This window comes from Rhodococcus sp. Leaf278 (assembly GCF_001426085.1).
Taxonomy (GTDB): domain Bacteria; phylum Actinomycetota; class Actinomycetes; order Mycobacteriales; family Mycobacteriaceae; genus Rhodococcoides.
In genome coordinates, this window is sequence record NZ_LMRR01000009.1 from 14,895 (window position 1) to 38,607 (window position 23,713).

Sequence of the window (23,713 nt, forward strand, 5' to 3'; positions counted from 1 at the left end):
CGGTGCCGTCGCCGTCGGTGCGAAGTCCTGCGTCAAGATGGCCGCCCTTCTGGAAGATCAATGGTCTGGAACTGATATATCAAGATGCCAATAGAGTAAGATCACAAACCAGAGCCGTCAAGGGCGGGGCATCGACCGGGAGTGAGTAGACAAGATGACGATCGAAGTTCAGCCGGTGATCGATGCAACGCAGTTTGTCGGAACCAATGCCGATCGAGCCTACGAAATAGTGCGTGAGCAGCTGATCATGCTGGAAATTCGTCCGGGTGAACCGATCAACGACGATCGCCTGGCCGAGCAATTGGGACTGGGACGAACCCCGATTCGTGAGGGTCTCAAACGACTCGAGCGCGAGCGACTCGTCGTTGCTTACCCTCGCCGCGGAACCTTCGCCACCGCCGTCGACATGACCGATCTGGCCAACATCTCGGAGATTCGCAAGCAACTCGAGCCTGCGGCCTCGGCCCGAGCGGCGCGCACGGCCACCCGGGCAGCGCGAGACCGGCTGGCGGAACTCGCAGCCTCCATCGCGAGTATCGAGGACACCGACGATTCACGTGAGGTGCTGCGCAAAGATGTTGCCGTGCATCGGGAAATCTATCGGGCCTCGGGGAATCCCCACCTCGAAGACATCCTGGTCAGCCTCGACGCACATGCCACCCGCATCTGGTGCATGTTCCTCGACCGACTGCCGAACGTCGCCGGCCACGTTCGTGAACACGTCGTGCTGCTGCAGGCCATCATCGACGGCGATGCCGACACCGCAGCGGAATTGACGCTCGAACACGTCACCGGGTTCGAGAACGCCATCAGGGAATTGCTGTAACTGCAGCCGAAATTCGCTCCGCAGCACCTCTCAGCGCGGTCGAGATCGCGTACATCGCCGGTGTGTATTGGCGCCGAGCGAGGGACGCGATGTAGATGACGCGCGTCGGTACCCGATCCGTTTCGGGGAAATCGATGGTGGTGACGTCGGGTCGGTGGTGAATCACCGACAACCCAGGAACCATCGCGATGCCGACACCGGCAGCCACCATGGCCTCGATTTCCTGATAGTCGTGGGCCTCGTACACGACGTCGGGGTCGAATCCTGCTACGCGACAACTGCGATAGAGAACTTCGGCGGCCGGGTGATCGTTGCTGCGGATGATCCATCGCGCGTCACGAAGATCGTGCAGCGAGACGTCGTGCTGCAATCGATCGTCGTCGATCGGCAGTAGCAGCACGGTCGGGTCCTCCATCAGCGGCTCGAGTGACAGTGAGCGTTCTGCCTCCTCCGTCCAGGCATAGCTCCACAGCAGCGCCAGGTCGATCTCGCTCGAATGCAGCATGTCCAGCAGCTGCGGACGTACCGCCGATCGAACCCGGACGTCGACGCCGGGCCACCGCGAGTGGTAGTCCTTCAGTGCGTCGGAGAGTAGAGACGCACTGACCGTGGGAAACGAGCCGAGCCGAACCGAACCGCGTTCGAGCCCTCGGATTGCTTCGAGGTCGCCGCTCGCCGCCCGCATCTCCCGTCTGAACAGGCGAGCGCGGCTGGTGAGGATTTCGCCGGCTTCGGTGAGTTGCACGCCGCGTGGCAGTCGCGTCAAGACCGGCTGTTTGATGCCGTGTTCGAGTTTGCTGATGCGCTGGGACGCCGCGGACGGGGTCATGTTCGCCCGTTCGGCACCTGCGGTCAGGGAGCCGGCCTCGGCGATATCGAGCAGAAGGAACAGCGTCACGACGTCGAACGTGTGGTTCATGCGAATATCTTTCAGCTGAGCTAAACGACTAGGTAGCAAAACGATATTGTCCTAAAAGGCAGGCGTCAATAATGTGACAGGGACAACGTTCGAGTGCGGATGTAACCGAGCACTTACCAGCCACCTGAAAGACGCCCATGACTTCCATCGAGATCCTCCCGCTCATCGCATTGGTTGCGATGTTCGTGATCGCAACCTTCTTTCCGATCAACATCGGCATCCTCGGCTTCATCGGTGCCTTCGTGGTCGGGTACTTCGCGCTCGGATTCGACGACAAGGAAATTCTGAACGAGTTCCCCAGCTCGATCGTGTTGACCATCGTCGGCGTCACCTACTTCTTCGGTATGGCCAAACGCAACGGCACCATCGATCTGCTGGTGAACAGCTGCATCAGAGCTGTCAACGGCCGAGTGACGGTGGTGCCGTGGGTGTTCTTCTTCGTCGCCTCGGTCCTGACGGCGCTCGGCACCTTCAGCCCCGCCGCAGTCGCACTGATCGTCCCGGCAGCCATGGCCTTCGCAGCACGCACCGGCATGAGCCCGCTGGTCATGGGCATCATGGTGATCAACGGTGCCCACGCAGGAGCCTTCTCCCCGATCTCGGTCTCCGGCGTTCTGGTCCGCGACATCGTCGAGAACAACGGACTCGCCCTCGACCCATGGACCCTGTTCTTCGCCAGCTACGGCATCAACCTGCTGCTCTCGGTGCTGACGGTTGTCGGCTACGCAGCCCTGGCCCGCATGAAAGGCTTCGAGTACACCGCGACCGGCTCCACCAACCCCGCGCCCGGCAGTGGCCCGGTCGGCGGATCGCCGATCTCGACGTCCGTCCCCACCGGCGGCGGCACCGCAGGTGGTAGCTCAGCAGGCGGCAGCACCCAGGTTCTCACTCGTCCGAAAACAACCACGCTGGTCGACGCACCGGCCCCGGTCACGTTCGTACAGAAGCTCACACTGTTCCTTATCGGCGCACTCCTGGTGCTCGTTCTCGTACTGCACCTGCCGATCAGCTTCATCGCCATCGGAGCCGGCGCAGTCCTGGCGTTCACGGATCTGAAGAAGCAGAACGAAGCTATTGCAGACATCAGCTGGTCGACGGTTCTGCTGGTCGCCGGCATGGTCACCTACATCTCGATCCTGCAAGAAGTGGGCACCATCGATCACCTGGCCGAAATGGCGATCACCATCGGCGCTCCGATCATCGTGGCCATCGTGCTCTGCTACGTCATCGGCGTCACCTCGGCGTTCGCGTCCTCCACTGCGCTGCTGGCCGCCGTCATCCCGCTGGCCATGCCGCTGCTGGGTACCGGTGCACTGCCGGTCGTCGGTGTAGTCGCTGCTCTGGCCATCTCGGCCACCGTCGTCGACGTCTCGCCCTTCTCGACCAACGGTGCGCTCGTGCTGGCCAACGCCCAGAACATCGAGCGCCCGCGCTTCTACCGCCAGCTGTTGGTCAATGCAGGAATCGTCGTGGCCATCGCGCCTGCCCTGTGCTGGCTGATCCTGGTCGTCGTTCCCGCCCTGTTCTGATCGAGCAGACGCGTTAAGCATTGCTGCACGGCATGAACATATTTCGTAATTGTGCTTGAGCATCCTCTGTCGCAGGGTGGAAGCATCGGATCCTGATCGGAAGGCACACCAGATGTTCACTCTTCGTGGAACGTGGATGCGTGGAGGCACCAGCAAGTGCTGGCTCTTCAACGCGGTCGACATCGACCCGTACATCGCCGACGCCGGCGGTCTCGACAACATCCTCACCGCGGCCTTCGGTTCCGGTGACCCGCGTCAGCTCGACGGGGTGGGTGGCGGCAGTTCCACCACCTCCAAGGCCGCCATCGTGCGACGCTCGAGTGCACCCGGTATCGACGTCGACTATCTCTTCGCTCAAGTCGCCATAGAGAACCGCACCGTGGAGTGGGGCAGCAACTGTGGAAACTGTGCGACGGCAATCGGCCTCTATGCAGTGCAGACGGGTCTCGTCGCCGTGGACGACCACGTCACCGTGGTCCGGATGCGCAACGAGAACACCGGCGCAATTCTGGCGGCGGAGATCGCGACCCCCGGCGGACGCATTCCTGCCGAGGGTGACGCGTCCGTCCCCGGCACCACCGCTCTCGGCGTCCCGGTGGGATTGACCTTCACCGATCCGGCCTCGGATCGAGTGACGATGCTTCCCACCGGTGCAGAGGTCGATCGAGTCGCATTCGGCGACAACGAGTTCCGCGGAACGTTCGTTCGAGCGGGCGCGCCCGCCGCATTGTTCGACGCCGCCGAATTCGGGCTGACCGGGTCGGAGACCAACGATGTTGTCGCCGCTCACGTCCCCACCCTCATCGCCCTACGCCGACAGGCCGCTCTGCGGATGGGGCTGAGCAAGCCCGAAGAACCTGTCTCGCAGGCCATTCCGAAGGTCGGGATCGTTGGAGCGCCGCGGGATTACACGACCACCACGGGTGAGCATGTCGCAGCCGCCGACTACGACATCTCGGTGCGCATGCTGTCGATGATGGCACCGCATCCGGCAATCGGACTGACCTCGGCTGTAGCGGTGGCCGCAGCAGCAACCGTCATCGGAGGAGTCGTCACCGCCAACGCGGGGGTCGGCCGTCCCGGAACCATTCGGATCGGCACCGCCGCGGGAGTGCTCGAGGTCGACTACACGGTGGACGGCAATGGGCTGCTGCAGTCGGTCACCCTGCATCGCGCAGTCCGGCGTATCGCCACCGCAGACCTCTTCGTGGTGCCGATGCCCGCTCTTGTCGGTGCACACTCGGCCTGAAGCCGTCCTTTCAGAACCGCGCGGCGACATCCTGGAATATCTTCAGTAGTACCGTTGCGCTGGGGGACAGTCTGTTTTCTGCCAAGTGTGCCAACAGGATTCGACGTGACGGTGCGCCCGTCAACGGGACCAATCGCACATCGTCACGAATATTCGACAGCGCCATGCGCGGTGCGAACGAGACACCCAGATCCACGGCCACCATTGCCTGTGCCTCCTGGTAGTCGTTCGCGGCGAACGACACGGTAGGGGAGAAGCCTGCAACGTGGCACGCGCGCTCGAGTGCTGTACCGACCGGATGGGTGTCTTCCCGGGTGATCCACTGCTCGTGCTCGAGCTCTGTCATGTCCACCGAATCACGTTCGGCCAGATGGTGATTGACCGCGACAACCAGCATCGGTGGGTCGACGATGAGCTGGTGCACCGTCAGATCCGACTCCGTGATCCGGGCCCACTCGTAATCCCAGAGCAGAGACAGCTCCACCTCGCGGGTGTCGAGCATTCCACGCAGTCCCGCAAACCGTGAGCTGCGCACCGTCAGCGCGACGGCTGGGTGGCGCGACTTGAACAGCTTCACCACCGGCGGCAGCAGGCTGGCACCGGCCGTCGGGAAGGTGCCGATTCTCAATGTACCGGCGCGTAGCCCTGACAGATCTTCGAGTTCGTTACGCGCAGCAAGTAATTGAGTCTCGATTCGTTCCGCGTGTCGGACCAGGACTTCGCCGGCCTCGGTCAGTCGCACCCCGCGAGCGTGTCGTTCCAGTAACGGTTGGCCGGCTTCGAGCTCGAGTTTGCTCAACTGCTGAGACACCGCAGATGTGGTGAAGCTCAACCGAGTTGCGGCCGCCGTGATGGACCCGGTTCGCACCACCTCGACCAGCAGTAGTAGGCGTCGGGTGTCGAACATGATCGAACCACCTTTAAGTGAAAGTTAAGGGATCTCGACTTTTTCGTAATTGTACTCGACGGCTGTGTGATGCAGGCTATGTACAGCAACCGCACGAGATCTGCGTCACACAACCGCAACGCTCCCTCGAATGTGCAACTCCAAGAACGTTTTCGAGAGCAACGATCGGAAGGTATCCGACAATGTATTCATTGCGTGGCACGTGGATGAGGGGCGGGACCAGCAAATGCTGGCTCTTCAGCTCCGTCGACGTCGAGCCGTTGATCGAACAGGCCGGATCGCTGGACGAAATCCTGGTCTCGGCGTTCGGATCCGGCGACCCCCGCCAGCTCGACGGCGTCGGCGGTGGTAGCTCGACCACCTCGAAGGCAGCCATCGTCAGTAGGTCGTCCGAGGACGGAATCGACGTGGACTACCTCTTCGCGCAGGTCGCTATCGGTGACCGAAAGGTGGAGTGGGGAAGCAACTGTGGCAACTGCGCCACCGCGATCGGCCTGTACGCGCTTCAGCAGGGATTGGTGGCGATCGATCCGGTCACCACCATCGTGCGGCTGCGCAACCGCAACACCGGTGCGGTCCTGCTCACCGAGATCGATACACCGGGCGGCGTCGTTCCGTCCGAGGGGTCGGCTCAGGTTGCCGGCACGTCCGCCCTCGGAGTTCCGGTCGGTCTGACGTTCATCGACCTCGGTGCCGATCGCACTCGGCTGCTCCCTACCGGGTCTGTGGAGGACACCGTGGAGCTACACGGGTCGCAGTACCGCGGCACCATGGTGGTCGCCGGCGCGCCCGCTGCACTGTTCGATGCATCCGATCTGGGTATGACCGGGGCAGGGTCGAATACCGAACTGATGGAACGGGTTCCGCTGCTGGTCGAACTCAGGCGCGCAACGGCTCTGCTCATGGGCCTGTCGCGTCCGGAGGATGCCATCACGCACGCGGTGCCGAAGGTGGGCATCATTGCTCCGCCGGTGGACTACCGCCTCGAAGACGGAACACTCGTCACGGCCGGTGAGTACGACGTCTGCGTGCGGATGCTCTCGATGATGGCACCGCATCCGTCGATCGGTCTGACGTCGGCGGTAGCGGTGGCCGCTGCCGCAACCGTGCGCGGCGGTGTGGTCGACCGAGTCGTCGACGGTGCCGCAACCTCGACACTACGGCTGGGAACACCGGCCGGTGTCTTGGCCGTCGATGTCGACATCGACGCGGACGGCAATCTCACCAGCGTCACCCTGCACCGCGCTGCACGACGCATCGCGACGGCAGAATTGTTCGTTTCCGCTGCGGCGACAGCACTTTCGATCGGATAGACCGACCTGTGAACACGGCATCGACGACTGAAGAAAAGGAAGATCATGAAGGTTAGCATCGAGAATCTGAGCCTGGCGTACTCGGGAAACACTGTTGTCCGCGACCTCGATCTGGAGATCGCCGACGGCGAATCCCTGGTGTTGTTGGGGCAGTCCGGCTGCGGTAAGACGAGCACGATGCGCTGCGTCGCAGGATTGGAGACTCCCAGCGCCGGCCGAATCACCATCGGTGATCGCGTCGTCCACGACTCGAAGACGAACAAGACGATCCCGCCGCACAAACGCAACGTAGGCATGGTCTTTCAGTCCTACGCGGTGTGGCCGCACCGGACTGTGTTCGACAACGTCTCGTTCTCGTTGAAGATGCAGAAGGTCAACAAGACCGAGATCAACCAGCGGGTCCTCGAAGCCCTCGACCTCGTCGGGTTGGGTGAAATGGCCCACCGCGGAGCGAGCTTGCTCAGTGGTGGTCAGATGCAGCGGGTGGCGCTGGCTCGGTCGTTGGTGATGCGCCCCAGCGTGCTCCTCCTCGACGAGCCGCTGTCGAACCTCGACGCCCGACTGCGCGAACGACTTCGGATGGAATTGCGAGAGCTTCAGCTCCGACTCGGATTGACCACCGTCTACGTCACGCACGATCAGGTCGAGGCGTTCGCCCTCGCCGACCGAATCGCGTTGATGCAGAACGGCCGAATCGTGCAGATCGGCACCCCCGAAGACATCTACACCTCGCCGATGTCCGCCTCGGTGGCCGAGTTCCTCGGCGTAGGCAACATTTTCCGCGCGACGCCTGCGTCGGGACCGCGCTCGATGATGGAGCTGACGGACTTCGGACGGACGGCAGTGTCGATCGATACAGCACCGGCGGGTGACGGTCCGGTTGTGGTGTGCCTGCGGCCCGAGGATCTGTTGGTCACCCCGCTGGACGAGGCCGAGCCCGAGGGCCAGTCCTGGATGGGCACAGTCGATGTCGCCAGCTACCAGGGGGCATCGATCCGGTACCGCGTCACCCTGGACGACGGCCCCGAGATCGAAGCCGTCGCCACCGGGCACGCCAGCCGAATCCTGGGAATGGGAGAACGCGCACGGGTCACCGCAGTAGCCGGCGGAGCCCAGGTCCTCGTCGACGATCGCGTCGCCTCCGAGGCGGTGCCGGTATGAGCGCTCCCACAGACGATCGGCCGGTCACCACGACGAAGCCGCCGGTCGACACTCCGACCCCCCAACGCAGACCCGGTCTGAAGAAGTGGATTCCGACGCTGTTGCAGTTGGCTCTGCTCACCGTGATCGTGCTGTTCCCGATGTTCTTCATCGTGATGGGCGCATTCACTGACAACGCCGAGCGCACGTCGCTGTTCGACTTCGGTAACTTCACCCTCGACAACTTCTCACTGCTCGGATCCTCGACCGCGCAGACTGCCCTGTGGAATTCGGCACTGGTCGGCATCGGGTCTTCGATCGTCGCGCTGGCGATCGGGTGCACGCTCGCCTTCCTCGCAGCACGTACCAACGTTCCGGGTCGAAAGATGATCTACGGCATCGGTATTGCGCCGCTGTTCCTTCCGGCGCTCGTCGGGGCACTGGCCTGGGCATTGCTGGCCGGCCCGGCCACCGGTTACATCAACCTGGTTCTGACCGCGATCGGTCTTCCTGGATTCATCGACATCTACAGCTTCGGCGGAATGATCTTCATCCTCGGCATCTACTACGCGCCGTACCCGTTCCTGATGGTCCACTCCGCGCTGTCGCTGATGAACCCCGACCTCGAAGACGCCGCCAGTCTGCACGGTGCCAAGCTGACCAAAATGCTCAGCAAGATCACCTTCCCGCTCGTCATGCCTGCCGTGATCGGCTCGGGCATTCTGGTTTTCGCGCTCACCGTAGAGAACTTCCCGGTTGCACAGGTGATCGGTGTTCCCGGTGGAGTAGACACTCTGCCGACTCTGATCTACCGACTCATGAATGCATCGCCGGCCCGCGGCAACGACGCAGCTGCTGTCGCCGTCGTACTCACGGTTCTGCTGGTCGCCGTCGTCGCGTTCCAGCAGCGCGCGATGAGCAGTAAGGAATACACCACCGTCAGCGGTAAAGGTGTTCGGGCGCGGCAGGTTCCGCTGCGAGCGTGGCGCATCCCGGCTGCCGTGTTCGCATGGGTGTACTTCGCGCTGGCCGTTCTCTTGCCGCTCATCGCCCTGGTGTTAGCTGCATTGCAGACCAGCCCCTACGTCGCGAACATCGGCCAGCTCTTCGACTCCGGTGCCCTGTCGTTCTGGGGACTGGGAGAAACGTTGCGCAGTGCAGACTTCCGCAGCGTGATGACAAACAGCGTCATCGTCGGTGTTGCCACAGCCGCGATCGGTACCGCGTTCTGCTTCGCTCTGGCGTACACGAGATACCGCACGAACGCTCCGGGTCGAAAGCTGTTGGAGTACTTGGCCATGCTGCCGCTGGCCGTTCCGGCCATCGTGCTCGGCCTGGGTCTGCTGTGGACGTGGCTGGCGCTCCCATTGCCGGTGTACGGAACACTCGCGGTGCTGGTGATCGCGTTCGTCGCAGTCACCATTCCGCAGGGCTACCGCGGTGTATCGGCGTCGATCATCCAGTTGGACAAAGACTTGGAAGACAGCGCCGTCATGCTGGGTGCACGTCGGCACCGGGCTATCTCGTTCGTCACGGCTCCGTTGCTCAAGGTAGGTCTGTCCTCGACGTTCCTGTTGCTGCTGATGCTGTCCATGCGTGAGCTCACGGCCGCGCTGTTCCTGTTCACCTCCGACACCCGGTTGCTGTCGATCGCAATTTTCGACGCTTACGACAACGGCTCGTTCCAGTCGGCTGCCGAGTTGAGCTTGCTGTACTGCGTTGTGATCGGTGTGCTCGCCATCCTGTCGCGTCGCTTCGGATCCAAGGAAACTGTCTGATGAGAAAATTGGTCACAGCAATCGCGCTGGGTGTCGCAGTGGCAACGGCCACGGCCTGCTCGCCGCCCCCGGAACGCCCCGCTCTGGCTCGGGCGGCAGAAGAGATCATCACCGACAACGGCCTCGTCATCGACGGCGAACAGATCGCCGATCCGGATCTCTGGACGCAGGCTCAGGCCGAGGGCGGCATCACCCTCTACAGCGGCTACACCGCGGTCACCGAGGCCACGGTGTTGAAGAACTTCGAGAAGGACACCGGACTCGACGTCAAGCTCGTGCGGCTCACCCCGAACCGGCTGTACGAGCGACTGGTGGCCGAGTACGGCGCGGGCCGTCTCGACGCGGACGTCGTGCGAATCTCCGACGCCGGATTCGTCAGCGGACTCAGCGAGCGCGGTGTGTTCCAGCCCTACACACCGCCCACGGCCGGCGAGCTACAGGACGACGTGGTGTTCGACGGCGGCAATTACTACCGCACCTTCGACCCGATCTACACGATGGGCTACAACAGCGCGCTCATCGAGGGCGACGACAGGCCGGCGTCCTGGGCGGACCTTCTCGACGATCGGTGGAAGGGCAATCTGGGGATCGCTCAGGCCGGAGCCGGCGGTAGTGCATTGGCGCTGACACGGTTCCAGCGTAACGTTCTCGGCGACGACTACCTACGCGAATACTCCTCGGAGGCACGAGTGTTCGACTCCATCGGAGCCCAGCTCGATGCGCTCGCCCGAGGTGAGATCGAAGCGGGGACCGTGGTGGTGAGCAGCGTCAACATCGCCAACAACGAGAATGCGCCGGTCAACTTCGTGGTGCCGGAGGAGGGACTGACCGCCTACGACTACTACACGGGTGTCGCGTCCACAGCGAAAAACATTGCAGCCGCGCAGGTATTCATGAACTGGAACCTCTCCAAGAGGGGACAGCAGGTCTTCAGCGATCTCGGTGAGTACTCGGTGCGCAACGACATCGATCCGCCGGTGATCCGCGGAATCGAGCTACCGGAGTTCACCGATCCCAAGGTCAATCGAATCACGCAGTCGGAGTCGATCGAGAACTCCGCCAACGATCAAGAGGCCTGGAACGCGATCTTCGGATACAACGAATAGAACACCAGCTCATCGGCGGCCGTCGAGTCCATCGGACTCGGCGGCCGCGAATTTGTTTGCACCGAGACGATATCCGGTGGTGCTCGGCCACAGGGGTCCGCCGATCCTGGCGCGGCACCTCATGTCCCGTGTGACACTGATCGCCATGAAGCAGTTTCTACGCTGTGTTCTCGTTCTTACTGTGGTCATGCCACTGACGGTGGTTCTGATGTTCGCGCGCCCGGGGGTTGCGCACGCATGCAGCTGTGCCTATTACCCGGGCGGTCCACAGTTGGATCAGCAGCTCGCCGACTTCGCCCAGGGAGAGAATGCCGTCTTCACCGGCACGCCCGTCGCCGAGCGGCGAGAAGATTTCACCGTCTTCTACGACTTCGAGGTCCGTGAAGTCTTCCGAGGCGAGGTCGGCGCAACAACGACCGTCTCCACTGCGGGTGACAGCGCCGCGTGTGGCACCACCTTCGACCTGAAACAGGAGTACCTGGTTTTCGCGACGACCTATGACACCCAGGATGCGCCATGGGCAGTCGATTCGTGCTCGGCAACAACGTATTCCAATGATTCGGAAACCCGTGTCGCGACGGTGACGCAGTTCGGGCAGCCCCGGGAGGTGTTCGTCGACGACGGTATTCCGACCGCTCCGATGATCTTGATCGGGATCGTTGTAATCGCCGCGGTCGCAGGTGGTGCAGCGGGATGGAGTCTGTACAGGCGGCGATCACGGTAGTCGGCGGACGAGTAGCGAACGTGCGTCAGGTTGCGCCGACCCCACCGAGCACAGCATCGACCAGATTCTCGGCGTAGACGTGGTCGGCATCGTCTCGATCGGCATCGTCGCGGTGCGAGAAGATGACGTGGCTGAATACCGCTCCGGTCACCAGTTCGAGAATTCGGGTGGTATCAACGGACTCGGGCAATTCACCTCGCCTCTGAGCTCGATGCACGATGAGTCTCGCTGCGACCAAGCGGCTTCGGTTGAGCGTGTCGATCATGTGTCCGAGTAGGTCGGGGTGCACCCGCGCATCGAGGGCAACCCTCAGACTGACCAAGCCGGCCGTCCCTCGGTATCCCTGCAGAAGCTGCACCGCGAGTTCGACGAGATCCGCCCGCAGCGTGCCGAGGTCGATCGGCGTAGCGAGTGGACTCCGGGCTTCCAGTGCGTCGACGACCAAGGCCCCCTTCGATTCCCAGCGTCGATAAAGTGCGGCCCTCCCGACCGATGCGCGACGGGCAACGGCGTCGAGTGTGAAGCCGGACCACCCCTTTTCCCAGTACACCTCGAGCACTGCGTCGTAGACGCGGTCTTCCAGATCGGGATCACGCGGCCGGCCCCGTCTGCTCTTGGCTTCGTCGGTCACCCTCGGATTGTTGCATCTGCCCGGCATTGCGGACAATCCTTGTCTGTAATAGGTTCCGGTCATGAGTTCTGCACGCCACGAGGCGTCGACGGTCGATCCGACCCGTGTCCCGGTGATCGTGGCCATCGGTGAAACAAGCGGCCGCGGTGAACCCATGGGCGTCGAACCCATGGAATTGATCACGCTCGCTGCGACTGCGGCACTCCGGGACTCGCCGACGTCGGAGCCGTGGATTCGCCGCGCGGACAGCATCGCGTTCTGCCACATCGCCAGCTGGGCCTACACCAGTCCTGCCTCTGCGCTGGCCCGCAGATTCGGTTCCACACCCGCAGATCTGTTCGACGCTCCGATAGGCGGGCAGTGGCCTGCACGGCTTCTCGATCGCGCGGCTGCGCGCATCGCCTCCGGAGAATCGACGGTGGCGGTGATAGCGGGCGGTGAAGCCCAGGCCTCGATGAGCGCACTGGTCAAGGCCGGTCGAGACCCCGTCGACGACGGCGGGTGGAGCACGGATCCGGGCGGCCCGCCCACCTTCGACCTCGACCAACTCGGCAGTGCCGCAATGCAAGAAGCCGGTCTGATCTCACCGGTCCGGATCTATCCGTTGTTCGAGAGCCGCTATCGCTTCGAGGCCAGCATGGATCCGGAAGCACGGCAGGCCGAGTGCAGCGAGCTGTATGCGTCCTTCTCCGTTGTTGCCGAGAAGAATCCGTACTCGTGGAACGGGCGAGCGAGGACGGCTGCAGACATCGGCACGCCCTCGCCGAAGAACCGCATCGTGTGCGAGCCGTATCCGCTGTCGATGAACGCCATGCCGTTCGTCGACCAGGCGGCATGCATCGTGGTCACCAGCTTGGCCGAAGCCCGCGAACGCGGCGTGCCCGAGAGCGACATCGTGTACGTCTGGGGCGGTGCGGGTGCCGAGGACACGGTGGATATTCTCGACCGCACCAGTTTCGGCCGGTCCCCAGCGATGGAAGATGCGATGGATCGAGCGCTGCACGGAGCCGAAATCGGGGTCGAGCATTTGGACGTGTTGGATGTCTACAGCTGCTTTCCGATCGTCCCGACCCTGGCCACACATCACCTCGGAACGCCTAAGTCGTTGATTCCCAGCGTGACCGGCGGGCACTCTTCTTTCGGTGGACCTCTCAGTAGTCATTCGCTGCACTCGATCACCGCATCGGTTCGGGAGATTCGCGGCGGCAAGAGCTGTGCGCTGGTGCACGCGAACGGTGGCTATCTGACGTACCACCACTCCGTGCTGTTGGGCGGAAATCGGCATCCGCTCGGCTACATCGGAAATCCTGAACCCGCAGTGCTGACGTCGGATCCGCCGCCTCGAGCACCTGTCGAGGACGGGGATCTCGTGGTGGAGGCCGTGTCGGTCGAGCATTCCCGGCAGCAGGAACCGAACCAGGCTTTTCTCGTCGGCAGAGACGAGCGCGGACGACGGGTCGCCGCACAGACGGCCTCCGGCGATACTGCCAGTGCGCATGCGTTGTCCCTCTATCGAAGCAAGTCTGCACGCGACATCATCGGCAGCACAGTCACTGTCGACATCATCGAGGGGAACATCCGTGTCCGAAGCAGCTAGTTCCGAACCTGTCGTCCTGACGAGACGGGAAGGTCATGTACTCGTCGTCACGATCAATCGGCCGAAAGCGGCCAACAGCATCGACGCTCGCGTACACACATTGCTCGGGGAGGCCTGGGAGTCGGCCGAGGCAGATCGAGACATCCGGGCCATCGTCCTGACCGGCGCCGGGTCCGCGACCTTCTGCGGGGGTGCCGATCTGAAAGCCCTCGGCACCGGAGGCCCCGCAGCGGTGACCCCGTCCGAGACCGAGCATTGGGGGTTCGCCGGGATTGTCCAACACCCGATTTCGGTTCCGATCATCGCGGCCGTGAACGGGTCGGCGATGGGAGGTGGAACCGAGATTGCTCTGGTCTCGGATATGGTCGTCGCCTCGGACACGGCTGTATTCGGCCTGCCCGAGATTCGTCGCGGACTCATCGCCGGTGCTGGGGGAGCCTTCAGACTCATGACTGCGGTGCCGGAACACATTGCGTTGGAGATGATCCTGACGGGTCAGCCGATCTCCGCGCAGGAAGCCGCACGATGGGGGTTGGTCAACAGGGTGGTCGCGCCCAACGACCTTTTCGATACGGCACTCGGTCTCGCTCATCTGTGTGCGGAGGGTGCGCCACTCGCGGTGCGCGCATCCAAGCGACTCGCCCGACGCATCACCGACGGCACCATCGCGCACGAGGAAGATTCGTGGCAGCAGAACCGTCAGGAATTGGATCGACTCACCACGACGAAGGACGTCGTCGAAGGAATCACCGCATTTCTGCAGAAACGCGATCCGATATGGACCGCACAGTGAGCGCTCATTAGTGAGAACCGCTGTTACCGAAGCGTGACCTGCTTAGCGCAAGTAACGGAGTCGTGCCCGGGGCGATAGACCGGGCACGATATTCGTCGCGAGTGGGGAGTCGTCATGAGAGTGCGTTCTTCGATCGGATCCGCCCTGTTGACAGTGACGGCCATCGCCGCGCTGACGGGATGCGGCACTGATGACCCTCGGCCCGCGCCGCAGGCAGCTGCGACGTCCACCCAGGTGGCCGGTGCTCTACCAGCTGCTCCGGTCGAGAACGCGCCATCGGAGAGTCCGGTGGTGGATGAGCCGGATACCGGCGATGGATCGGGGCCTGTCGAGGCGTCGGTAACGCCGCCGACCACTGATCGGCCTGTGGTGGTCGATCCGCCCGTTCAGGATCCGGTGCAGCCGGAGGTTCCCCCTGCCTCGAACCCTGATGGCGACGACCTCGCGTCGACCATCATGGGCGACTGGCAACGGCACGCGAGCATCCTGCATCTCGATCCCGACCCGGCGAGCAGCACGTTCACCACCGGATCGAGTTGTTGCGACGTCGAGACCTGGACGGCCACGTACACGCCGATCGGGGACGACAAGGAAGACGGCGTTGTCGTCACGCTGCTACAGCGCACATTCGTGGCCGGTGACGGGTTGGGTGGAGTTCTGTACGAGGGCAAGCGATTCGAGGCCTCGCCGAGCCTGGGATACAACGACACCCGCGTGTTGATGACCTACGATCTGGGCGATGCTCCCGGGGTGAACACGTGGTGTCGATCCGGTCACGGCGTTCCCGAATGCGGTGCCTGACGTACCGCAGTCACCGCGATTCTGGCCGCATGACCGATGGCTCGATCGACCAAGGGGAGATACAGGTCCATCCGCGCCGCCCTGGTGAACACCGACACCGCGACCGGCTCCTCGCCTGGAAACGACACCACGGCAACCTCGTTGCGAATGGGACCGATGGTGCCCGTCTTCCCCGCGACCTGCACATCCGGGTACGGGATCCCGCTTCGAATCCTGTGCGGCCACACCTGCTGAGACAGAACCTGTTTCATGTACCGGCACTGTGTCGGTGATGCCGCGGTGCCCAGCCAAATGGAACGCAGGACGGTATTGCTGTCACGGGGCGTCGTGCACGAGGTGTACGCCGGATCGAAGCCCGAGCTGTCCACCACCGTGTAGTTGCTGGCCAGCAAGCCCAGTGCTTCGTTCGCGCTCAACCGGCCCGTATCGCGGACGATCTGCTCACCCAGAGTTTTCGTGCCACCGACGATGCGAGTCTGATCCAGCCGGAGATCCTCGATCACAGCGGTGAGTGCATCGAGCCCGAGGGCGCCGAGAAGCGCGTCGGCAGCGGCGTTGTCGGAGACGGTGATCATCGACCGTGCGATGTCCCGCCAACTCATGGTCACCGGATCCGCGAGACTTGCGATGCCCGTCGGACCGGGACTGCACTGGGCCGGAACGAGGCGTACCGAATCGGTGGCAGTCAGTGATCCGTCGTCGAACGCCCGTGCCGCGGCAACCAGCAGCACGATTTTCCAGACCGACGCAGCGACGACGGGATCGTCGCCCTCGTAGTCGACGACCGTGCCGGTGCCGTCGATTCGTTCGGCGCGTACCCAACCGCGGCAGCCGGCGTCGGCGAATGCTGCGCGGAGTTGCTCGTCCGTCGTGCTCACTTGTTGGCCTGCAACAGTATTCGGTCGACGAGGTTCGCGAGAGAGTCTGCTTCGTCGACGCGGCGCACTATCCGCACTCGTAGGGCAACGTCCTCGGAAGCGAGGTCGAGATGCTCTGTGCCGGGTAGGACCGGGCTCGCGGCCGGAACGAGACCGAAACAACGACCCGATGCGACACCGATGGAGACGTCGCGAAAGGTGTTCGCGATGAACAGTTCTGGGTCGAGAGCGTGGCGTCTGAATACGTCGAGCAACAGATCGTGCGCGGGTGGATTCGCAGTCCTCGGCGTGGTGGCGAAGGTCAGGTCGGACAACATGGTCAACCGTGGCCGCTCTGCTTGGGCCGACCTGTGAGTTGTCGGAACGCAGACTCGTCGGGGCAACGTGATGACCGGTCCGGCCGTCAGTCGATCGAGCACAACCGGGTGGTCGACCACCGCCACGTCGAGCTCGTGTGAGCGCACGCTGTCCAGCAATGACACGGCTCCGGCTGTCTCCACTCGCGCTCGGACTCCGACGGACGCAGCGATGCGTGCGGCCAATGCATCGTCCAGTTGAGGGATGAGGCCGATGCGGACCGTCTTGGACGCGGTCAGTGACTCTGCCGTCGTGGTCAATCGGCGCGCGTCGTCGACGATCAAGCGAGCCCGGGGCAACAGCGCAGCCCCGTGTGCGGTGACGGCCGCACCGTCGGGAGTCCGCTCCACCAGTGTGAGGCCGAGGTGCTTCTCCAGGGTCTTGATCGCCCGAGACACGGGCGGCTGCGTCACGCCGAGAGTGGCCGCTGCGCGACCGAAGTGGCGTTCCTCGGCGACGGCGACGAAATACTCGAGATGGCGAACAAGATCCACCGACCTATTGAAACACGTTCACCTGCCGCGATACCGAAGAGGAATGACGCTTCCACGTCTCAGGACTTGGCCCGGAGGCGAGCGGGTGTGATCGCATGAGCCCATGCGTACCTCGACATCCACCCGACTACTCACCGTGATTGCAGCGGCGACGCTGACCGCGGGCGTCGCCTGTTCCTCGACAGCCACCACCGAACCGCCGCGATCCGACACGAACAGCACCCAGTCCACGGGCGAACAGCCCAGTGCCGAGCAGGCGTATCTCGAGCTCGAGGCCAGGGATAGTGCACGGCTCGGAGTCAGTGCGCTCGATCTCGCGACCGGTTCCACCCAGAGTTACCGCGGCGACGAACGTTTCGCATTCTGCTCCACCTTCAAGGTGTATGCCGTCGGTGCCGTTCTCGCCGCCGTTGATGCAGGCAGGCTACAGCTGAGCGACACCAGAACGATCGCAGCGGAAGACAAGGTGCCCGAGTCTGCGGTCGACTGGGAACCAGGATCTGTTGTCACGATTGCAGATTTAGCAGCGGCCGCATTGACCAAGAGCGACAACACATCCGGCAATCTGCTGATTCGCGAAGCGGGTGGCACTGCGGCGCTCACCGACTTCGCCCGGTCGCTCGGGGACACCGAATTCAGACTCGATCGCACCGAGCCGGAATTGAACACGGCAATCCCCGGCGATCCGCGGGACACGACGACACCGAACTCGCTGGCCGCCGGCTATCGGACCCTGCTCGACGGCGACGTTCTGACTCAGGCCTCGCGCGCACAGCTACTGGAGTGGATGGGCGACACTGAGACGTCCACCGCCCGGTTCCGGGCGGGCATTGCGCCGCAATGGACTTCGGCCGACAAGACCGGCACCGGAAGCTACGGCGTCTCCAACGATGCCGGGCTGTTGCTCGGACCGGACGGGCAGAGAATCCTGCTGGTCGTGCTCAGTGCGACTACGTCGGGAGTGGAAGATTCGTCAGCAATGAACCCGTTGGTGGCAGACGCGACCAGAACAGCCGTGGAACAGGTGCAGTGATTCAGTCTTCGGCGCGACGAACGGCGTCGACCAAGGGAACGAGATCCGGCTCGTCGGATGCGTCGTCGAGAGCCTCGCGCAGCGCCGCGTCGTTGGTGGGCCGCGCCGCCTCGAGCAGGGCCAGGCCTTCTTCGCTGACGTCCGTGTAGATACCTCGTCGATCGGTGGGGCACAGGTACCGCGTGAGCAGCCCCCGATCCTCGAGGCGAGTGACCAGGCGGGTCGTGGCGCTCTGGCTCAGCACGACGGCGTCGGCCACCTGCTTCATCTGCAGGTGCCCGCCGACCCCGTCGTGCTGTCTGCCCAGGACGTCGAGTAGCCAGTACTCACGCGCACTGAGGTTGTGGTTGGTCTGCAGCGCACGCTCGATGCGGCTTTCGATACGTCCGTGCAAGACGGCAAGCGCAAGCCAATTCTCCGCAAGGGCAGTCAGGGCGGGGTCGTGTGCGCTCATGGTCGTGCCTCTCGATACCTGTACCAGTCGCCACCCACCATACCGCGCCGACAATTAACGGCGTCTGCAATCAATGGCGGGCAGAACACCTACTGTGGAATGTATGCGCATCGACGACCTCGATCCCGAACTGCAGGCTGTGGTCTCCGACGTTCCGGCCGTTGATTTTCGCAATGTCGCTGCTGCTCGGGCTGCGAGGACGAACGGTCCGGTCAGGATGTCCGCGGATGTTGTTGTCACGGAATCGGTTGCCGAGTTCGACGGGCACAGTGTCGGTGTTCGCATCACTGGTCCGACGGGAGCGACGCGTGGCCCTGTGCCCATCGTGGTCGAAATGCACGGCGGCGGTTTCGTATTGGGCTCGGCTGCCTCGAACGATGAAGGAAACGCTGGTCTCGCGGCTGCGCTGCAGTGCGTCGTCGTTGCCGTCGACTACCGGTTGGCCCCCGAATTCCCCTATCCCGCAGCCGTTGACGACTGTGTCACCGCGGTGCAGTGGGCGGTCGATGCTGCCGACAGCATCGGCGGTGACCCGGGGCGGATCGGTCTCTTGGGAACCAGTGCCGGAGCGTGTCTGGCCGCGTGCACTGCCTTGGAACTTCGTGACAGCGGCGGTCCGAGACTGGTGATGCAGGCACTGATCGAACCCGCACTCGACGACAGAGCCGACTCGCCGTCGATGGAACAAGGCGTCGACGCCGTGTTCTGGAACACCGACAATGCGGTCCTGAGCTGGCAGCACTATCTCGGAGGGCGAGTTCCGGACGAACACACGTCCCCGGCGCGTCGACAAGACCTTTCGGGGTTGCCGCCGACTTATCTCACGGTGAACGAGCTGGATCCCTTGCGCGATCAGGGTATCGATTACGCCCGCAGACTTCTGGCAGCGGGAAACAGAGTCGAATTCCATTGCTGGCCCGGCGCATTCCATGGCTTCACTATGTTCGACACGGCACTGTCTCGTCGCACCCGAGCCAGCGATCTCGCCGCGATGGATCGCCTACTGAACGGTCCCGTCCGCGGCTGAGCCCGTCAGCAGTTACGCGACGAGATTGCCGACGGCCCACATCATGTGCTCACGCACCGCAGCGGTTGCATCGTCGGCAATACCAGCCTCGATGGCGTCGACCATGTCGTGGTGACGGTCGGCGTCCATGTTGCCGAGGGCGCGATCGCGCCCGGCGTACATGATCGACATACGGATCGAACCTTCGAGACTGGTCCACGAGTGCAGCAGGGTTTCGTTGTCGGCGGATCGACACAGCAGGCGATGAAAGTCGAGGTCTGCCTCGATGCGGTCGTCGAGGGTCTCGTCTTTCGGTGCCTGGTTCAGCAGCTCGAGCGCAGCCCGCAGCTCCGCGACGATGCGGGGCCGTTCGGGATGCCTAGCGATCTCGGCCGCGGCCAAGCCTTCGAGTGCGCCTCGCACCGAGAAGATGTCCTGAATCTCCTTGGTGTCGAGGTGGCGTACGTGCAGTCGTCCGCGAGCGCCGGTGACCACGAGGCCTTCCTGCTGCAACTGGCGCAGGGCCTCCCGCAGAGTTCCGCGACTGATCTGCAGCCGCTCGGACAGTTCGGTCTCGACCAGGGCACTGCGGGGACGAAGCTCACCGCTGGTGATGGCAGATCGCAGAGCGGTGACCGCCTGCTGACGCAGGTTGGTTTTCTGCAGTCCGAGGAGTGCGCCGGGTTGCCCCATGGCGGGGGCTCCTTTCGTCGAGTACATCTCACTGCAAACAGTCGACTGACAGCTGTCGACAGTAAGTGTACGTCCGGCGTCGACGACCCCTCGGACTGCAAAGCCGCATCGAGTCAGAGTTCTGCCATGATCCGAGCTTCGATACTCGACGTCGACAGTCCGTAGCGATCGTGCAACGTCGGCAGGGCACCTGCCGCAAGAAACTCGTCGGGCAAGGAGATGGCACCCATCTTCTTACCGAGTCCGCGCTCGACGACGGCGGAGGCGACGGTCTCGAACAGCCCGCCGATCTTGGTGTGGTTCTCGCAGGTGAACGCCAACCGAGGTGTAGCCAATTCTGCGAGAACAGTATCGGCGTCGAACGGCTTGATCGTGGGGGTGTGCACCACCGAGACGTCGATGTTGTGTTTCTCCAGATTCTTCGCTGCCTGCAGCGCGCGCATCGTCATCAGTCCGCTCGACACCAGCACCACGTCGTTACCCGGACGGATGACCTTGGCCTTACCGAGCTCGAAGGTGTAGTCGTACTCGTCGAGCACGGTCGCCACCTTGCCACGAAGCAAGCGCAGGTACGTCGGCCCGTCGGAGGCAGCGAGTTGGGGCACGGCCTGGCTGATGTCGACCGAGTCGCACGGATCGACGATCGTCAGGTTCGGCATCCCACGAAAGATGGCGATGTCCTCGGTGGCCTGATGGCTCGGTCCGTATCCCGTGGTGAGGCCGGGCAGGCCGCCGATGATGTTGACGTTCAGATTGGGCTCGGCGATATCGAGGCACAGGAAGTCGTATGCCCGACGGGCTGCGAACACCGAGTACGTCGATGCGAACGGGATCAGTCCGGTCTCGGCCATGCCGGCCGAGGCCCCGAGGAGTAGCTGCTCGGCCATGCCCATCTGGAAGAAGCGATCGGGAAACGCCTGAGCGAAGATGTGCATGTCGGTGTACTTGGCAAGGTCGGCGCTGAGACCGACTATCTTGTCGTTGTTCTGCGCGGCTTCGACGAGAGCGTGACCGAACGGTGCGTCGGCGGTGCGTTGGCCGGGGTCGACGAACGAGGCGATCATCGCCGATGTCTTGAGTTTCGGAGTGGTGGTGGTGGTCATGCCTGAACCTCGTTTTCCTGCAGGTAGGTCGGGTCGGTGAAACGCTCGGTCAGCTGGTCGCGGCAGATGCTCCACTCGCTCTCGTCGATGCGCATGAAGTGCGCCTTCTCTCGATTTTCGAGCAAGGTGACTCCGTAGCCGATCTTGGTGTCGCAGATGACGATCGACGGAGTTCCGACGGGCTCGGCTGCGGCACAGGCAGAATCGAAGGCTTCCGAGAGAGCAGCGGGATCGTTGCCGTTGACGCGGTAGACGTTCCACCCCATCGCCGCCCACTTCTCGTGGACGGGCTCGATACCGAGCACACCGGCTGTCGGGCCGTCCGCTTGGAGCGCGTTCATGTCGACCATGGCGATGAGGTTGCCGAGTCGGTGGTGATGGGCACCCATCGCGGCCTCCCAGGTGGAACCTTCGTCCAGTTCGCCGTCGGAGAGAAAGTTGAATACTCGCGACGCGGAATTCTGATGACGGAGTCCGAGGGCCATCCCCACTGCGACTGTGAGACCGTGGCCGAGCGATCCGCCGGAGATCTCCATTCCCGGTGTGTAGGTAGCCATTCCGGACATGGGCAGTCGGGACTCATCCGAGCCGTACGTCTCGAGCTCGGCGACCGGCACGATGTCTGCCGCGGCGAGGGCAGCGTAGAGGCCGATGGCGTAATGGCCCGTAGAGAGTAGAAAGCGATCACGTTCGGCCCATTCCGGGTCGTCTGCGCGGTACTTCAACCGGTCGGCGTAGACAGCGGCGAAGATGTCTGCCGCGCCCAGGGCCTGCCCTACGTAGCCCTGTCCCTGAGCCTCGCCCATATCGATGACGTGGTGGCGCATGGCGTACGCGAACTCGGCTGCGCGTTCGATGCTGCTCTTCGAGTCATGCTGTGCTGCTTCGGTTATCGTGCTCACAGTAGTTCCTTTGCGCGAGTGGAGGCCGGAAAATCCGCCGGGGTGTCGAGTTCTGCCTGTGCCGCGAGGCGTCGCTCGGTGGGGCCCCAGGTTTCCTTTGGTGGCGAGAGCGGAGCCGAGCCCGATCAGGGCGTAGGCGATGAACAGCAGGGCCGGTCCGAGCCACCCGAGCCACACGAACAGCAACGTCGTGATGAACGGAGTGAAGCCGGAGACCATGGCCGAGATCTGGTACGCCAGTGAAGCTCCCGAGGCGCGGCGGGAGGCGTCGAACAGTTCGGGGAACCAGGCACCCTGTGAGCCGGCGAGGGCATTCTGGCAGACGGCGTAGGCGAGCACGATGGTCGCGATGACGAACAGGAACAGACCGGTGTTGACGAGCAGGAACATCGGTATTCCGAACAGTGCGGCGAAGGAGCACACCGCGATGTAGAGGGGGCGTCGCCCGATCCTGTCGGTGAGAGCGGCCCAGCCGGTAGTGGCGAAGATGCCGATGAACGAGGCGATGCAGAGTGCGGTGATGGTCTCGGACGTGGTCGCCAACTCCTGCGTGTGCAGGTAGGAGATCATGTAGGTGACGGACACTGCGTATCCTGCCGTCTCGGCGATGCGAAGACCGATGCCGCGCAGAATGTTTCGCCAGTCGTGCTTGATGGCCTCCTTGATCGGAGACTTGGAGACACCCGCTTCCTTGACGTCGTCGAAGACCGGCGACTCGGGAACCTTCGAGCGGATTATCAGGCCCACTGCGACCAGGACGATGCTGAACAAGAAGGGAACCCGCCACGCCCAGTCGCCGCCGAGGTGCACGCTTCCGAGGAAGACGAGGTTGGCGAGCAGTAGCCCGACGGGGAAGCCGGCTTGCACGATGCCGGTGAATTTGCCTTTCTTGCGCCACGGAGCGTGCTCGTAGCTCATCAGGATCGCGCCTCCCCATTCCGCGCCGAAGGCGAGGCCCTGGATGATGCGCACCACCACGAGCAGCATCGGCGCGATGATGCCGGCTTGGGCGTAGGTGGGCAGCAAGCCGATGGCGAAGGTGGCGATACCCATGAGGATCAGGGAGCCGACCAGTACCGGCTTGCGGCCGACGCGATCGCCGAGATGTCCTCCGACGATGCCGCCGATGGGTCGTGCTGCGAAGCCGACACCGAGTGTGGCGAAGGCGGCCAGTGTGCCGGTGACGGAGTTGGAGCCGGGGAAGAATGCGGTTCCGAAGTACAGGGCGGCGGCGGTACCGAAGCCGATGAAGTCGTACGTTTCGATGACGGCACCGACCGAAGATCCGACGGCGACGCGTTTGGCGTCTTTTGTGCCGTGGACCGGTCCGCGCATCTGCAGAGCATCTGTGCTCATGGGGACTCTCCTGCTGAGGTGTTGGTTTCAAACTCGTCCAAGTGACCGTCGACTGTCAACACCACGAGTGTGACCCATTCCACTGTTACTGTCAACAGTCAACCGGCGACGGTTGACGAAGAGG

Annotated in this window: 22 protein-coding genes and 1 pseudogene; 13 read left to right on the forward strand and 10 right to left on the reverse strand. The window is 63.3% G+C overall.

Features of this window, described 5'->3' with window-relative positions; translation table 11 throughout:
• Nucleotides 1-154: 154 nt before the first annotated feature.
• A complete protein-coding gene (locus ASG84_RS10280) occupies nt 155-826 on the forward strand; it encodes a GntR family transcriptional regulator (RefSeq protein WP_057476939.1) in 672 nt (223 codons plus the stop codon).
• Here the strand turns inward: ASG84_RS10280 and ASG84_RS10285 are convergent.
• On the reverse strand, nt 810-1,745 hold the full coding sequence (locus ASG84_RS10285) for a LysR family transcriptional regulator (protein WP_057476940.1): 936 nt from the start codon (nt 1,743-1,745) through the stop codon (nt 810-812). The genes ASG84_RS10280 and ASG84_RS10285 overlap by 17 nt on opposite strands.
• Nucleotides 1,746-1,882: 137 nt before the next feature.
• Between ASG84_RS10285 and ASG84_RS10290 the strand changes: the two genes are divergently transcribed.
• On the forward strand, nt 1,883-3,274 hold the full coding sequence (locus ASG84_RS10290) for an SLC13 family permease (RefSeq protein ID WP_057476941.1): 1,392 nt from the start codon (nt 1,883-1,885) through the stop codon (nt 3,272-3,274).
• 112 nt (nt 3,275-3,386) lie between these two features.
• Nucleotides 3,387-4,523: a PrpF domain-containing protein gene (locus tag ASG84_RS10295; RefSeq protein WP_057477092.1), complete on the forward strand. Its 1,137-nt coding sequence runs from the start codon at nt 3,387-3,389 to the stop codon at nt 4,521-4,523.
• A gap of 10 nt (nt 4,524-4,533) precedes the next feature.
• Here the strand turns inward: ASG84_RS10295 and ASG84_RS10300 are convergent, their stop codons facing one another.
• A complete protein-coding gene (locus ASG84_RS10300; RefSeq protein ID WP_057476942.1) occupies nt 4,534-5,430 on the reverse strand; it encodes a LysR family transcriptional regulator in 897 nt (298 codons plus the stop codon).
• A 182-nt stretch (nt 5,431-5,612) separates the two neighbouring features.
• Here ASG84_RS10300 and ASG84_RS10305 point away from each other — a divergent pair, with 182 nt between their 5' ends.
• From ASG84_RS10305 to ASG84_RS10325, 5 genes are all read left to right on the forward strand, one after another.
• Complete coding sequence (locus tag ASG84_RS10305) at nt 5,613-6,743, forward strand: PrpF domain-containing protein (RefSeq protein ID WP_057476943.1); 1,131 nt, start codon at nt 5,613-5,615, stop codon at nt 6,741-6,743.
• 45 nt (nt 6,744-6,788) lie between these two features.
• Complete coding sequence (locus tag ASG84_RS10310) at nt 6,789-7,904, forward strand: ABC transporter ATP-binding protein (protein WP_057476944.1); 1,116 nt, start codon at nt 6,789-6,791, stop codon at nt 7,902-7,904.
• Nucleotides 7,901-9,661 (forward strand): ABC transporter permease, encoded by a 1,761-nt coding sequence (locus ASG84_RS10315; protein WP_082520911.1) that lies wholly within the window; start codon nt 7,901-7,903, stop codon nt 9,659-9,661. Before ASG84_RS10310 ends, ASG84_RS10315 begins: the two co-directional genes overlap by 4 nt.
• On the forward strand, nt 9,661-10,767 hold the full coding sequence (locus ASG84_RS10320; protein WP_057476945.1) for an ABC transporter substrate-binding protein: 1,107 nt from the start codon (nt 9,661-9,663) through the stop codon (nt 10,765-10,767). Before ASG84_RS10315 ends, ASG84_RS10320 begins: the two co-directional genes overlap by 1 nt.
• A gap of 145 nt (nt 10,768-10,912) precedes the next feature.
• Entirely contained in the window at nt 10,913-11,491 is a 579-nt protein-coding gene (locus tag ASG84_RS10325) for a hypothetical protein (RefSeq protein ID WP_156399456.1), read from the forward strand.
• A 25-nt stretch (nt 11,492-11,516) separates the two neighbouring features.
• On the opposite strand, the gene ASG84_RS10330 is transcribed toward ASG84_RS10325, so the two are convergent.
• Nucleotides 11,517-12,122, reverse strand: a complete 606-nt coding sequence (locus tag ASG84_RS10330) for a TetR/AcrR family transcriptional regulator (RefSeq protein WP_057477094.1) — start codon at nt 12,120-12,122, stop codon at nt 11,517-11,519.
• Nucleotides 12,123-12,183: 61 nt separating this feature from the next.
• Here ASG84_RS10330 and ASG84_RS10335 point away from each other — a divergent pair, with 61 nt between their 5' ends.
• From ASG84_RS10335 to ASG84_RS10345, 3 genes are all read left to right on the forward strand, one after another.
• The gene (locus ASG84_RS10335; protein WP_057476947.1) at nt 12,184-13,719 is read left to right on the forward strand and encodes a hypothetical protein; all 1,536 of its coding nucleotides are present in this window, start codon (nt 12,184-12,186) and stop codon (nt 13,717-13,719) included.
• Nucleotides 13,703-14,512, forward strand: coding sequence for an enoyl-CoA hydratase/isomerase family protein (locus ASG84_RS10340; protein ID WP_057476948.1), 810 nt, complete (start codon nt 13,703-13,705; stop codon nt 14,510-14,512). Before ASG84_RS10335 ends, ASG84_RS10340 begins: the two co-directional genes overlap by 17 nt.
• Before the next feature lie 114 nt (nt 14,513-14,626).
• Nucleotides 14,627-15,313, forward strand: coding sequence for a hypothetical protein (locus ASG84_RS10345; RefSeq protein ID WP_057476949.1), 687 nt, complete (start codon nt 14,627-14,629; stop codon nt 15,311-15,313).
• On the opposite strand, the gene ASG84_RS10350 is transcribed toward ASG84_RS10345, so the two are convergent.
• Together ASG84_RS10350 and ASG84_RS28525 are read right to left on the reverse strand one after the other, a co-directional pair.
• The gene (locus ASG84_RS10350; protein ID WP_057476950.1) at nt 15,286-16,191 is read right to left on the reverse strand and encodes a serine hydrolase; all 906 of its coding nucleotides are present in this window, start codon (nt 16,189-16,191) and stop codon (nt 15,286-15,288) included. The genes ASG84_RS10345 and ASG84_RS10350 overlap by 28 nt on opposite strands.
• A complete protein-coding gene (locus ASG84_RS28525; protein ID WP_057476951.1) occupies nt 16,188-17,042 on the reverse strand; it encodes a LysR family transcriptional regulator in 855 nt (284 codons plus the stop codon). The genes ASG84_RS10350 and ASG84_RS28525 overlap by 4 nt, the downstream gene beginning before the upstream one ends.
• Before the next feature lie 103 nt (nt 17,043-17,145).
• Between ASG84_RS28525 and bla the strand changes: the two genes are divergently transcribed.
• Nucleotides 17,146-18,075, forward strand: a complete 930-nt coding sequence (gene bla, locus ASG84_RS10360; RefSeq protein ID WP_057476952.1) for a class A beta-lactamase — start codon at nt 17,146-17,148, stop codon at nt 18,073-18,075.
• 1 nt (nt 18,076) lies between these two features.
• On the opposite strand, the gene ASG84_RS10365 is transcribed toward bla, so the two are convergent.
• Nucleotides 18,077-18,529 (reverse strand): MarR family winged helix-turn-helix transcriptional regulator, encoded by a 453-nt coding sequence (locus ASG84_RS10365; RefSeq protein ID WP_057476953.1) that lies wholly within the window; start codon nt 18,527-18,529, stop codon nt 18,077-18,079.
• Between the two features lie 103 nt (nt 18,530-18,632).
• On the opposite strand from ASG84_RS10365, the gene ASG84_RS10370 reads away from it, so the two are divergent.
• On the forward strand, nt 18,633-19,556 hold the full coding sequence (locus tag ASG84_RS10370; RefSeq protein WP_057476954.1) for an alpha/beta hydrolase: 924 nt from the start codon (nt 18,633-18,635) through the stop codon (nt 19,554-19,556).
• A 12-nt stretch (nt 19,557-19,568) separates the two neighbouring features.
• Here ASG84_RS10370 and ASG84_RS10375 read toward each other — a convergent pair whose 3' ends face one another.
• The 4 genes and pseudogenes from ASG84_RS10375 to ASG84_RS10390 form a co-directional block, all read right to left on the reverse strand.
• On the reverse strand, nt 19,569-20,228 hold the full coding sequence (locus tag ASG84_RS10375) for a GntR family transcriptional regulator (RefSeq protein WP_057476955.1): 660 nt from the start codon (nt 20,226-20,228) through the stop codon (nt 19,569-19,571).
• 113 nt (nt 20,229-20,341) lie between these two features.
• Nucleotides 20,342-21,331: a transketolase family protein gene (locus ASG84_RS10380; protein WP_057476956.1), complete on the reverse strand. Its 990-nt coding sequence runs from the start codon at nt 21,329-21,331 to the stop codon at nt 20,342-20,344.
• Nucleotides 21,328-22,158 carry a transketolase gene (locus ASG84_RS10385; protein WP_200936551.1) on the reverse strand — a complete coding sequence of 277 codons (831 nt, stop codon included), beginning with the start codon at nt 22,156-22,158 and terminating at the stop codon, nt 21,328-21,330. Before ASG84_RS10385 ends, ASG84_RS10380 begins: the two co-directional genes overlap by 4 nt.
• A gap of 71 nt (nt 22,159-22,229) precedes the next feature.
• Nucleotides 22,230-23,589: pseudogene (locus tag ASG84_RS10390) on the reverse strand (MFS transporter).
• Nucleotides 23,590-23,713 lie beyond the last annotated feature (124 nt).